This window comes from uncultured Roseibium sp. (genome assembly GCF_947496995.1).
Lineage (GTDB): Bacteria > Pseudomonadota > Alphaproteobacteria > Rhizobiales > Stappiaceae > Roseibium.
The window spans coordinates 17,198-30,135 of sequence record NZ_CANMFD010000009.1; the positions used below are offsets into that span (position 1 = coordinate 17,198).

Below are 12,938 nucleotides of genomic sequence, written 5' to 3' on the forward strand. Positions count from 1 at the left end.
AAGGCACCGCACAAATTGCATGCAATATTTGCATACAAAAGTCGCATGCAAATTTTCCGGCGTGCCTTATGCTCGCCCTATCCCCCATCCGCCAAGGACAAAGTTGATGCACGAACAAGACGACACAGACACTGAAACCCTTCCGGCCGAAGCCCGGATCGTCCGGGATTTTCTCGATGCTTCCATGAAGCCCGATCCGGATCTTGCCGCGACCTTCATGGCCGAGAACGTGGACATCACCTTTACCGGCGGCCGCAAATTCGACCATCCTTCGGGGCCGACGGGCTTCAACGCCGGACGCTACAAGTGGGTGAAGAAGAAGATGGACCGGTTCGATGTCGCCGCCGGCACGGACGGAGCGGTTGTTTACTCCGTGGGCACGCTCTACGGCGAATGGCCCGACGGGACAGCGTTCGAGGGCAACCGGTATGTGGACCGGTTCGAGGTACGAAACGGCAAGATCACCAAAATGGATGTCTGGAACGACAGCGCGGAACGGATCCTGACGCGCATGGGCATCGACGCCTGAAGCAATTCTTCAGTCGTTTCCGCGAACAGCTCTCACATAGGGCTCAAGCGCATCGAGATAGAAGGTCTGGCCTTCTCCTTCCGCCTTGATCAGGGCGCGGTCGGCAACCGCGCCCAGATGATGCCGCATCAGCTCCCGCGCCCGCGCCGCATCCCCCCTGGAAAGAGCCTCGATGATCTCGCGATGCTCCTGAATACCACAATCGGTGGAATGGGGCCGCGAATAGAGCGCCAGCGTCAGACCGCAGCGATAGCCGACGTCCTCCACGTAGCGGATCAGCACGGGGCTCTCCGTCAGTTGCGCCATCAGGATGTGAAATTCCGTGGCAAGACGGATGGAAACCGGCTCCGGGCCCTTCTCGGCCGCGATTTCCTTGTCCAGATGCGCATTCAGCGCTTCCAGTTTCCTTGCGGAGAGGTTCGCGATCAACCGGCTGACCACGAGATCCTCGATCTGGGAACGCAGGTCGAAGAGATCGCGGGCTTCCTCCAGGCTGGGTGTCGCGACCACCGCCCCCCGGTTCCGCCTGAGTTCCACGAGCCCTTCCGCCGCCAGCCGTTCGAGCGCCTGGCGTACGATTGTCCGGCTGGCGCCGAAACGCTCGCCGAGCGAATCTTCCGGCAGTTTCATGCCGGGCATCAGGGCGCGCTCGAGAATTGCGGATCTCAACGCGGAACAGATTTGTTCGGAGCGGTTCATTCAAGCAGGGCCAATCGATGAGGCGTCAGCCCAACAAACCAAATTCCTGCTGATTTGCCAAGCCCTTGCTGCGGTGAGCGATCAGAAGCCGGTGGCGACCTGCATCTTTCGGGTCTGTGCACTCACGATTTCAGGCGATCCGGCGTCCTCTCGGGACGCGTTCTCCTGAAAGACACTTCCGATTCCGATCAAAACCGGATCTTCCAGCCCCAACCGGCCCACCCCGGCTGCAAGCTCGCCCAGAGTGCCGAACCACTTGCGTTCGCGCTGCCGCGAGACAGCGGCCACGGCAACCACGGGCGCGCCCGGTGACATGCCTTCCGAAATCAGTTTCGCGCTGATCTTTCCGGCCATGCGCGCGCCCATGTAGAATACGGTTGTCGTTGCAGGATCGCTCAGACCGTGCCAGTCGACAGTGTCCGGCAGGTCACCGTGGCGGCCGTGACCGGTGACGAAGCGGACGGACTGGGCGTGATCCCTGTGCGTCAGGGAAATTCCGAGCCGCGCCGCCATGGCGGAGGCCGCCGTGATGCCCGGGACGACGCTGGCGGCAATGCCTTCGGCGGCCAGCCGGTCGAGTTCCTCGCCGCCCCGCCCGAAGACCATCGGGTCGCCGGATTTCAGCCGCACCACATGTTTGCCCTGGCGCGCAAGACGCACCATCATGGCATTGATATCTTCCTGGCGGCAGCTTTCCCGCCCGCCGCGCTTGCCGACCAGAAGCCGCTTGGCTTCACGGCGAGCCAGCTCAAGAACCGCATCGTCCACCAGGTCGTCGAACAGGATGACATCGGCCGCCTGCAGCGCCCGGACCGCCTTCAGCGTCAGGTATTCCGCATCGCCGGGCCCGGCCCCGACCAGCGTCACCCTGCCCGCCGCGCTCGCCCTTGCGTCACCAATTAGCGAGGCCTCCAGCTCTCCACTTTCCCCGGGTGCGTCCTTTCCCGAAAAGGCAAGATCGGAGAAACCTTCCCAGAAGCGCCGCCGTTCGTGGCCCGCGCTCAGCAAGGCAAGCACCCTGCCCCGCACACGGCCTGCAAGTTCCGCCCAGCTCTGCAAGGATTGGGGCAACAACGTCTCGATGCGTCTTCTGATCGCCTGCCCCAGGATCGGCGCGACCCCGTTGGTCGAGATGCCGATCACTACCGGCGACCGGTTGACGATGGAGCCGAACTGGAAGTCGCAAAAAGGAGGATTGTCGATCACGTTGACCGGCACGCCCGACTGCCGCGCGGCGTGAACGAAGGCCTCGGCTTCCTCGTCACTTTGTGCATCCGCGATCGCCAGCGCAGCGCCGCCAAGGCTGGCCGGCGTCCAGGGTTCCGCGTGATGCACCAGTTGGCCCGCCGCGCTGCCCGAGGCCAGCAGAGAAGCGAAAGCCGGGTCCAGGTCCTCGGCATAGACATGAACCTCGGCGCCCGCAGCGGCCAGAAGCTCGGCTTTCCAGGCGGCTGCTTCCGTTCCCCCGGCAAGCACGACTTTGCGGTCTTCAAGCGGGAAGAACAGGGGCAGACTGGCCAGCGCGCCGACATGCGCCGGACGGCGGCGACTTTCGACCTCAACCGGCTTGCGCGATGTCGGTGTCATTGACGTTTTCCTTTGCGATTTCGTCCAGAAGCGTCTGGATTTCCGAGCGGCAGGAGCCGCAATTGGTTCCGGCCTGAAGCGTTTCACCGATAGCCATGACGCTGTCGGCGCCGCATCGGGCAGCTTCGATGATCTGGTTGCAGCCGACCTGGAAGCAGGAGCAGACGATGGCTCCGCAATCGGGCCGATCCGCCGGGGCGCGTCCGGCAAGGATTTGCGAACGCAGGTCCTTGCGGTCCGGCGCGGCGGCAAACAGCCCGCAGGCCCATTGCCGCGAGACCTCGACCGGCCCCGCCGAAAAGAAGAATGCCCCCTGCAGGAGACCGTCATGCCAGTACGCCTGCCGGCTCATGCCTGCTGCCGCATCTTCGATGCAGATCCGGTCCTCACCGAAGGCTCCAAGCGAGGCCAAGACAGCCTGAAAATCCGCCTTGTTGCGGCCCGCGAACTCCAGCCGGTATCCGCCCTCTATCGGTGCAATCGCCCAGTAGTCCGACCTGATCTCCGCCGGGCGTTCTCTCAGAACCGCGAAACCGAACCAGGCCATCGACATTCCGGATAAGGCAACCGGTGTGAATTTCGATCCCGGCTGACCGGAGTGCGGATCGGTTTCAGGCGCGACCACCGCGTCGATCCGGGCTCGTGAAGCGAACTGGTCGGTCCAGTGCATCGGTACATAGACTTCACCCTTGCGCACCCTGGGTGTGACCAGCGCCCGCACGAGGACAGAACCGTGCGGGCTTTTCACCTCGACGAGCTCCGCAGCGGCGATCCCGAGCCTGTCGGCGTCATCGGGATGTATTTCGGCGAACGGCTCGGCGATGTGCGACATCAGCCGGCTGGTCTTGGCGGTGCGGGTCATCGTGTGCCACTGGTCGCGAACGCGGCCCGTGTTCAGGATGAAAGGATACGCCCGTTCCCGCTTGCGGGGAGCCTGAAAGACGACCGGAACGAAACGCCCTTTCCGTCCTTCGGTATAGAACCCGCCATTGGCAAAGAACCGTGTGTCTGTAGCAGAGCTCTCCGCTGCCTGCGGCCACTGGAACGGTGGCAGGCTGTCGTAATGGGTATCGGAGACATCCTTGTAGGCCCCGATGTCGAAATCCCTGCTGCCGCCGTTCCGGTAATCGGACAGCGCCGCATGTTCACGGAAAATACCGGCCGCATTCTCATGCGAAAAAGCCTCGGCGAACCCCATCTTCCGCGCTACTTCGCTCATCTGCCACCAGTCCGGGCGGGCGTCGCCCGGCAGCTCCAGGAACGCCTTCTGCCGCGAGATCCGGCGCTCGGAATTGGTCACCGTGCCGTCCTTCTCCCCCCAGGCCGCAGCCGGCAGCAGGACATCGGCGAAAGGCACCGTATCGGCATTCCGGGTTACTTCCGAAACCACCACGAACGGGCAGGTTCTCAGTGCATCGGCAACGCTGTCGGCATCCGGCAAGCTGTCCACCGGACTGGTCGCCATGATCCACAGCGCCTTGATCTTGCCTTCACCCACCGCCTTGAAGAGGTCCACGGCCTTGAGCCCGGGCTTGTCCGCAACCACCCGGCTTTGCCAGAAGTCCTTCACTATCCGGCGGTGATGGGAGTTTTCCAGCTCCATGTGGCCGGCCAGCATGTTTGCAAGACCGCCGACTTCGCGGCCTCCCATCGCATTCGGCTGGCCGGTTACGGAAAACGGCCCCATCCCCGGTTTGCCGATCCGTCCCGTCGCCAGATGGGTGTTGATGATGGCGTTGACCTTGTCCGTTCCGGTGACCGACTGGTTGACGCCCTGGCTGTAGACGGTCACCGTCTTTTCCGTCCGCGCAACCATCTTGTAGAACATGGCGATATCCCGCCGCTCCAGACCTGTTGCTTCGGCGATGGCGCCGATTTCGCAAGACCCGGCAAGCTCAAGCGCTTTATCAAATCCTTCCGTGAAGCTATTGATATAAAGCTTGTTAAGCGCATTCGATTCAGCGAGAAAACTCAGCAGACCGTTAAAAAGAGCGACATCCGTGTCCGGCTTGAGCGCAAGATGCAGATCGGCGATGGCGCAGGTCGCCGTTCGGCGCGGATCGATCACCACGACCCGCAATGCCGGGTTTGACGCCTTGGCGGCTTCGAGCCGCTGGAAGAGAACCGGATGGCACCAGGCCAGGTTGGACCCTACCAGAACTACCAGATCGGCCAGTTCCAGATCCTCGTAGGTTCCCGGCACCGTATCGGTGCCGAAGGCGCGCCTGTGCCCGGCCACGGACGAGGCCATGCAAAGCCGGGAGTTCGTATCGATATTGGCCGAACCGATGAACCCCTTCATCAGCTTGTTGGCAATGTAATAGTCTTCGGTCAGGATCTGCCCTGACACGTAGAACGCGACGCTGTCGGGACCATGATCGCGGATCGCCTCGGTGAATTTTCCCGCGACAAGATCCAGCGCCGTGTCCCAGTCGCTGCGCCTGCCGGCAACCTCCGGATAGAGCAGCCGGTCGTCGAGCGAGAGGGTTTCTCCCAGCGCCGAACCTTTGGAACAAAGCCGGCCGAAATTGGCCGGGTGATGGGGGTCACCTGCAACGGTAACTGTCCCGTCCTCGCGCCGGGTGGCGAGCACGCCGCAGCCGACACCGCAATAGGGACACGTGGTCCGGGTGGTCTTGTTGTTATCTGTCATGCCATCCCTCCCCGGTCCGGTCTTACCAGGCGTTACAGGCAAAATATTTGCCGGACATTCCGATCTTCACCCGGCCGCCCTTCGGGTTCCCGGCCCAGGTCACCGACATGCCGATCTTTTCGGTGATGCCCTCCCAGGCAAGGCCCGCCTGCCGCATTGCCGACAGGATCATTCCGGTAACGTCTTCACGGGTAAGAACTGACATCGAAATCTCCTAGGGATTGCCAGACAATTGGACGAGGAGCGCCGCGCACAGCAGCGCGAGAACAGCAGAGACAAGCTGCCAGAAGCGGACGGGATCACGGTCTGCCAGGGGAACGAACGTGCCGGATGTGAAGGCCGGATTGGGCCGGCGGAGATCTTCCAGAAACGCGCTCAGCGCTTCATGGCGTTTGCCCGGAACCGGATGGACCGCGCGGCACAGTGCGCCATCGACCCAGTCCGGCACGCGGGTGGTGATATCGGCGGCACTGCGATAACGGAGCGCCGCCTGGGCCTTCGCGCTGGTGGCCCTGGCAACACCCGCGCCATAGGGCAAGCGGCCGGTGAGCATCTCGTAGGCGATCACCCCGAGTGAGAAGAGGTCGCTGAGTTCCGTGCCGAGATAGCCGAGAAACACTTCCGGGGCGGTATACTGATGCGTTCCGAGAATTTCCGCCCTGTCGAGCCCAGGTGCGGCTTCCATGACCCCGGCGATACGCACGGAACCGAAATCGATGATTTTCACCGTTCCGGACCTGTCGATCATGATGTTTTCGGGTCTGAGATCCTGATGAACCATTTCCTTGCGGTGAAAGGCGCGCAGGCCTTTGGCGATCTGTTCCAGCAGACCGCGAACGGTTTCCAGGTCGGGATGAGGATTGTCCAGCATCCATTGCCGCAGGGTCTGCCCTTCGACAAACTCATTCGCCAGAAAGAGAGACTGCCGTCCTTGCGGATAGGAGGCCGCCTTGAGGACATGCGCGGACGCCATCCGGCGGGCGATCCACTCTTCCATGGCGAAGCGGCGCAGATAATCCTCGTCGCCGCGCAGGTCGATGGAGGGGAATTTCAGGGCAACCCGCTCGCCGGTGATCTCGTCCTCGGCCAGATAGATGTGGCTGCGGCTGCTGGAATGCAGGCCTCGGAGCAGCCGGTAGCCCTCGAAATATCCGGGAACGCGCGGCAAGGGTGCCGGCGGCAGTGCCTGTTCGTCTGCCAGCAGCTCCGGAGCCGCCGGATCCGGCAATCCTGCGATCCGCACGATCTGGATGGTCAGATTGTCGGTACTGCCGGCCTCAAGCGCCTGCTCGACGATCTTCCCCGCCGCGCTTTCCAGACAGTCGGATTCAGTGATCCCGGCCGCGATCTGCTGCGGCGTCAGGAAGTCGTGCACGCCGTCTGTGGTCAGAACGAAAACATCGCCCGGCCGAAGGTCGACAGCCAGATAATCGATCTCAACGGACTGTGAGAGCCCGAGCGCCCGGCCGAGATAGTTTTCCCCCGGCGAGACCTGCACCCGGTGATCGTCCGTCAACCGCTCGAGGCTTTGTCCGGCAAGCCGCCAGATCCGGCTGTCGCCCGCGTGAAAGAGATGCGCCTTGCGCCCTTTCAGGACCAGTGCGGAAAAGGTGCAGACATAGCCGCTGTCACCGATGCCGCCGGCGCGTTTCGTTTGATCGAAGAGCCAGGAATTCGTTGCAGCGATCACCCGGCTTGCCGCCGTTTTCACCAGCCAGGCATCGGACGTGCAGTAGTAGTCGCTGAGGAAGGATTTGACCGCTGTCTCGGCGGCAACGCGGGCAACCAGACTGGAGGAAATTCCATCGGCGATCGCGAATGCGATCCCCTTGTGAACCAGGGCCTGCCCTTCGGGTATCACGGCGCCGTGGAAATCCTGGTTTTCGGATTTCCTTCCGGCCAGCGAATGCTGACCGGAATCGACGCTCAGATGTGTCCTGGAAGCCTGCATCAGCACGGGAAGCGTTTCCTGAAAAAGAGAAACACCCCGCCGCGGTTGCGGCGGGATGGTTGCGGTTCTTATTCGGCCGGTGCGGCGAGCGGCGCCTTCTCATACCCGGCGTTGCGCTTCGGCGAGGTCTTGTAGTGCGTGGCGTAGATCATTCCGCCCACGAAGGTCAGACCGCCGACAAGGTTGCCGATAACCACGGGAATTTCGTTGTAGGCAAAGTAGTCGAACCAGGTGAACTGGCCGCCGAGCATGATGCCGGAGGGGAACAGGAACATGTTGACGATGGAGTGCTCGAAACCGAGGTAGAAGAACACCAGGATCGGCATCCACATGGCCATGATCTTGCCGGAGACGGAATTCGACATCATCGCCGCGACGACCCCGGTGGAAACCATCCAGTTGCACATCACGGCGCGGATGAAGACGGTCAGAAGGCCTGCCCATCCCGCTTCTGCGTAACCGAGCGTTCTGGCCTCACCGATCTGGCCGATCTTCTGACCGACGGCATTCGGCTCCTCGCTGAAGCCCATGGTGAAGATGATCGCCATGAAGACGGCGGTGGTCAGCGCTCCGGCGAAATTGCCGCAGAACACCAGCCCCCAGTTGCGCAGGACACCGCCCCAGGTGCAGCCGGAACGCTTGGCGATAACAGCCAGGGGCGCGAGGGTGAAAACCCCGGTCAAAAGGTCGAACCCAAGCAGATAGAGCATGCAGAACCCAACCGGGAAGAGGATCGAGGCGACGAGGAAATTGCCGGTGTTGACGGCAATGGTCACAGCGAAAGCAGCCGCGAGGGCGAGAATTGCACCGGCCATATAGGCGCGGATGAGGGTGTCCTTGGTGGACATGAAGATCTTGGATTCCCCCGCGTCGATCATCTTGTGGGCGAATTCCTGGGGCGTTACGTAGGACATTGACGTTCCTTTCGCGGTTGGTCGTCCGGTCAGACAGCTTCGTGTGAGTGGGAAAGGTCGATATAGATCCGGCTGTCCTCAAGCCGGACCGGGAAGGCCAGCGTCCGGCCTTCGTCGGCGCCCTGCGCGGTACCCGTTTCCAGGGAAATCACCCAGTTGTGCAGCGGGCACGTCACGCAGCCGTCATGCACGATCCCCTGACTGAGGGGGCCTTTTTTGTGCGGGCACTTGTCTTCCAGGGCGAAGACGTCGTCCTTGGCGGTGCGGAACACCGCGACGGTCATTCCCCCGGTCTTCACGCAGCGCGCGCCCTGGCGAGGGATGTCCTCAAGAGACCCGATCTGGATCCAGTTGCGAATTTCGGCGTTCATTCTGCAGCCTCCTGGGAAAGTACGGCCATCGGATTGAACTCGTGCTTGTCCTTGCCGGAAACGCGCTCCGACCACGGATCAATCTGGGCAAATTTCTGGGAGTGGACGAACCGGTTGAAATAGGCCGTGCGCATGTCCGCATCGTCCATGATCTGGCGGCGGATTTCGTCGTAGCCGATGCGTTTGGCCCACTTGTAGATCCGCTCAAGGTAATGACCCTGTTCACGGTACATCTGGGCAAGAGCCACGACGTGCTCCAGCGCCTCTTCCTCGGTCTTTACCTGGCCCAGAACTTCCGTGCCCTTGATGTCGAGGCCGGCGGCACCGGCGAAGTGGATCTCGAACCCGCTGTCGACACAGATGATGCCGATGTCCTTGCAGGTCGCTTCCGCGCAGTTGCGCGGACAGCCGGAGACCGCCAGTTTGAGTTTGGCCGGTGTCCAGGAGCCCCACATGAACTTTTCGATCTTGATACCGAGACCGGTGGAATCCTGGGTACCGAAACGGCACCAGTCCGTCCCGACACAGGTTTTCACCGTTCTGAGGCCCTTCGCATACGCCTGACCGGAGACGAAACCGGCCTTACCGAGATCGGCCCAGACCGCCGGAAGATCCTCTTTCTTGATCCCCAGCATGTCGATCCGCTGACCGCCAGTGCATTTGACCGCCGGGATGTTGAACTTGTCGACGACGTCGGCAATGGCCCGAAGTTCCTTGGAGGACGTCATGCCGCCCCACATGCGCGGAACCACGGAATAGGTACCGTCCTTCTGGATGTTGGCGTGCACACGTTCGTTGATGAAGCGGGACTGGTAGTCATCCGCATATTCGTCCGGCCAGTCGGAAACGAGATAATAGTTGAGCGCCGGCCGGCACTTGGCGCAGCCACCCGATGAGGTCCATTCCAGCTCCTGCATGACCGCGGGAATGGTCTTCAGTTCCTTGGACTTGATCAGACGCCGGACGTCATCGTGGCCCAGATGCGTACATCCGCACATCGGGGTGACAGCCGCGGGGTTATAGCTGTCGCCGAGCGTGACCTGCAGAAGCTGCTCGACAAGTCCCGTGCAGGTGCCGCAGGACGCGGACGCCTTGGTGTGGGCCCTGACACCGTCGAGGTTGGTCAGGCCTTTTTCCGAGATGGCGGAAACGATCTTTCCCTTGCAAATGCCGTTGCAGCCGCAGATTTCCGCATCATCCGGCAAGGCTGCAACGGCCGCCGTAGGGTCCAGGGGGGCGCCCCCCTGATACGCCTGGCCGAAAATAAGCGTCTCCCGCATTTCGGAGACATCCGTCTTCTTCTTGATCAGATCGAAGAACCAGGGTCCGTCGGACGTTTCGCCGTAAAGCACGGCGCCGACGATCACATTGTCCTTGAGAACCAGCCGCTTGTAGACACCGGCAGACGCGTCCCTGAGGACGATCTCTTCACGATCCTCGCCCTCGGCGAAGTCCCCGGCCGAATAGAGATCGACGCCGGTTACCTTGAGCTTGGTCGCGGTGGCGGACCCGGTGTATTCCGCGCTCCCCTCAAGCAGGTTCTCCGCGATGACGCCGGCCATTTCGTAAAGCGGCGCGACCAGCCCGTAACACATGCTCCGATGCTCGACGCATTCGCCCAGCGCGAAGATGTCCTCGTCGCTGGTGCGCATGTCGTCGCCGACAAGAACGCCGCGATTGACGTCCAGGCCGACCGCCCTGGCAAGCTCAGCGGACGGCCGGATACCGACCGCCATCACGACGATGCTCGCCTCGATCTGAGAACCGTCGTCCAGGCGGATGGCCTTTACCCTGCCCGCTTCATCGCCGACGATCTCATGGCTGTTCGCCTTGGTGCGCACGTCGATGCCGCGCCGCTTGAACTCTTCCTCCAGCAGGAAGCCCGCAGCCGGATCGAGCTGGCGTTCCATCAGCGTCGGCATCAGGTGCAGGACGGTCACGTCCATGCCCTGCATCTTCAGGCCTGCGGCCGCTTCCAGTCCAAGCAGGCCGCCGCCGATGACCACTGCGCGTCCGCCGCGCCTGGCTGCCTCCAGCATCCTTTCGACGTCGTCGAGATCCCGGTAGGTCAGGACCCCGTCGAGATCCTTGCCCGGCAGCGGGATGATGAAAGGATCGGACCCGGTGGCGATCACCAGCTTGTCGTAAGAAGCGGTCACGCCATTTTCGGACGTCACGGTTTTCGCGGTCCGGTCGATGTCGCTCACCCGCGCCGATTTGTGCAGCGTCACACCATGTTCGCCGTACCAGTCATCGCCGTGGGTGATGATGTCCTCATAGGTCTTTTCACCCGAGAGAACCGGAGACAGCATCAGGCGGTTGTAGTTCACCCGCGGCTCGGCATTGAAAATGGTGACCTCGAAGGCGTCCGGGTTCTTGTCGAACAGGTATTCGAGCATCCGCCCGGGAGCCATGCCGTTGCCGACGATGACGAGTTTCTGTTTGCTCATTGTCTCGCTCCTCGAATTCATTCGGCTGCTTCGACCGCGGCCTTTTGCCGGGCCATGCGCGCAGCGCGTTTTTCCTGAATGGATTTGAGCTGGTCCTCGCTCGGATCGGCGCCGCCCTCATAGGCTTCCAGGAAGTCCAGAAGCTCTTCGCGGTAGGCGTAGTAATCCGGGTGGGCGAGCAGTTCCCTGCGCGAGCGCGGACGCGGCAGGTCCACCTCCATGATGTTGCCGATCCGGGCGTTCGGGCCGTTGGACATCATCACCACGCGGTCGGCGAGCAGGATGGCTTCATCGACATCATGGGTGACGCAGACCGCCGTCACCCGGGTGCGCTTCCACACGTCCATCAGGACGTCCTGCAATTCCCACCGCGTCAGGCTGTCCAGCATGCCGAACGGCTCGTCGAGCAGCAGCAGCTTCGGCGACAGGGCAAAGGCCCGGGCAATGCCGACGCGCTGTTTCATACCGTTGGACAGGTCGACGGCTGCCTTTTGCATGGCATCGGCAAGCCCGACCTTGGAAAGGTAGTATTCGATGACGTCGCGCTTTTCGGCCTTGCTCGCGTCCGGGTAGACCTTGTCGACGCCGAGTTCGACGTTCTCATAGGCCGTCAGCCACGGCATCAGGCTGGGCGCCTGGAACACCACCGCCCGGTCGGGACCCGCCTCCGTGACATGGGTGCCGTCGAGGACAATCGCCCCGTCGCTGATCGGATTGAGACCGGCAACCATGGACAGAACCGTCGACTTGCCGCAGCCGGAGTGACCGATCAGGGTGATGAACTCCCCCTTCTCCATTTTCAGATCTAACCCTTCGACAACCGTCAGCGGCCCCTTGGGCGTCGGGTAGACCTTCTTGAGGCGGGAAAATTCCAGATACCGATCGGTAACGACCGTTTCGGCCGCACGTTCATAGGCGTCAGGCAGTTTGTCGCCACCCTTCGGCCGCTGGGTGATCGGAACGATATTCGGCAGGACGATGTCACGCTCCACGGCCGCACCGCGCTGGGCGCCGGCCTCCATCAGATACGCGGTCACATCGGCGCGAAGGCGGATGAAGTCTTCGTCGTGATTGAGTTCTCCTCGGTCCCGCGGACGCTTGAACGGCACCTTGAATTCCGGGCCGAGCGTCGCGCTCGTACCCGGCTTCAGGGGAACGATCCGGTCGGCCAGCAGAATTGCCTCGTCGACATCGTTGGTGATGAGGACGATGGTCTTTTTTTCTTCCTCGCAGATCGCCGCAAACTCGTCCTGCAGCTTGGCACGCGTCAGCGCGTCGAGTGCCGACAGCGGTTCGTCAAGCAGCAGAAGCTCCGGCTGCATCGCCAGCGCGCGGGCAACAGCCACTCTCTGGCGCATGCCGCCGGAAAGCTCCACCGGTTTGCGGTCTCTGGCGTGCGCCAGCCCGACCATCGCGATATACTTGTCGCAGATGGCTTTGCGCTCAGTGGAACTCTTCTTCCTGAAGACACTGTCGACGGCCAGCGCCACATTGCCCGCGACCGACAGCCAGGGCATCAGCGAATAGGACTGGAAAACCACGCCCCGGTCTGGACTCGGACCGTCGATTTCCTTGCCCTTGAAGACAATGCCGCCGGTGTCCGGCTCGATCAGGCCCGCAAGCAGTGAAATAAGCGTCGTCTTGCCGGTGCCGGAAAACCCGACAATGGCAATGAACTCACCCTCTTCCACTTTCAGGTTGATGTCTTCCAGAACGTCCGTCCGGTTGGCGCCCTCGCCATAGGATTTGGAGATGCCGGAGATTTCCAGAAACGCCATATCGGT

General features: G+C 62.1%; 10 protein-coding genes. 1 reads left to right on the forward strand and 9 read right to left on the reverse strand.

Annotated features, from left to right (window positions below):
• Positions 1-106 precede the first annotated feature (106 nt).
• A complete protein-coding gene (locus Q1B40_RS23890) occupies positions 107-529 on the forward strand; it encodes a nuclear transport factor 2 family protein (protein ID WP_299820791.1) in 423 nt (140 codons plus the stop codon).
• Between the two features lie 9 nt (positions 530-538).
• On the opposite strand, the gene Q1B40_RS23895 is transcribed toward Q1B40_RS23890, so the two are convergent.
• The 9 genes from Q1B40_RS23895 to Q1B40_RS23935 all read right to left on the reverse strand — a co-directional run bounded on the left by Q1B40_RS23895 (position 539) and on the right by Q1B40_RS23935 (position 12,932).
• Positions 539-1,228, reverse strand: coding sequence for a GntR family transcriptional regulator (locus Q1B40_RS23895; RefSeq protein WP_299820794.1), 690 nt, complete (start codon positions 1,226-1,228; stop codon positions 539-541).
• Positions 1,229-1,309: 81 nt separating this feature from the next.
• On the reverse strand, positions 1,310-2,815 hold the full coding sequence (gene cysG / locus Q1B40_RS23900; RefSeq protein WP_299820797.1) for a siroheme synthase CysG: 1,506 nt from the start codon (positions 2,813-2,815) through the stop codon (positions 1,310-1,312).
• Positions 2,787-5,468 (reverse strand): nitrate reductase, encoded by a 2,682-nt coding sequence (locus tag Q1B40_RS23905; protein WP_299820800.1) that lies wholly within the window; start codon positions 5,466-5,468, stop codon positions 2,787-2,789. The genes cysG and Q1B40_RS23905 overlap by 29 nt, the downstream gene beginning before the upstream one ends.
• Positions 5,469-5,490: 22 nt before the next feature.
• The gene (locus tag Q1B40_RS23910) at positions 5,491-5,673 is read right to left on the reverse strand and encodes a hypothetical protein (RefSeq protein WP_299820803.1); all 183 of its coding nucleotides are present in this window, start codon (positions 5,671-5,673) and stop codon (positions 5,491-5,493) included.
• Between the two features lie 9 nt (positions 5,674-5,682).
• Entirely contained in the window at positions 5,683-7,419 is a 1,737-nt protein-coding gene (locus tag Q1B40_RS23915; RefSeq protein ID WP_299820994.1) for a bifunctional protein-serine/threonine kinase/phosphatase, read from the reverse strand.
• A gap of 68 nt (positions 7,420-7,487) precedes the next feature.
• Positions 7,488-8,333 carry a formate/nitrite transporter family protein gene (locus tag Q1B40_RS23920; protein WP_299820806.1) on the reverse strand — a complete coding sequence of 282 codons (846 nt, stop codon included), beginning with the start codon at positions 8,331-8,333 and terminating at the stop codon, positions 7,488-7,490.
• A 29-nt stretch (positions 8,334-8,362) separates the two neighbouring features.
• Positions 8,363-8,704, reverse strand: coding sequence for a nitrite reductase small subunit NirD (gene nirD, locus Q1B40_RS23925; protein ID WP_299820809.1), 342 nt, complete (start codon positions 8,702-8,704; stop codon positions 8,363-8,365).
• Positions 8,701-11,154, reverse strand: coding sequence for a nitrite reductase large subunit NirB (gene nirB, locus Q1B40_RS23930; RefSeq protein WP_299820812.1), 2,454 nt, complete (start codon positions 11,152-11,154; stop codon positions 8,701-8,703). Before nirB ends, nirD begins: the two co-directional genes overlap by 4 nt.
• A 17-nt stretch (positions 11,155-11,171) precedes the next feature.
• A complete protein-coding gene (locus tag Q1B40_RS23935; protein ID WP_299820815.1) occupies positions 11,172-12,932 on the reverse strand; it encodes a nitrate ABC transporter ATP-binding protein in 1,761 nt (586 codons plus the stop codon).
• Positions 12,933-12,938 lie beyond the last annotated feature (6 nt).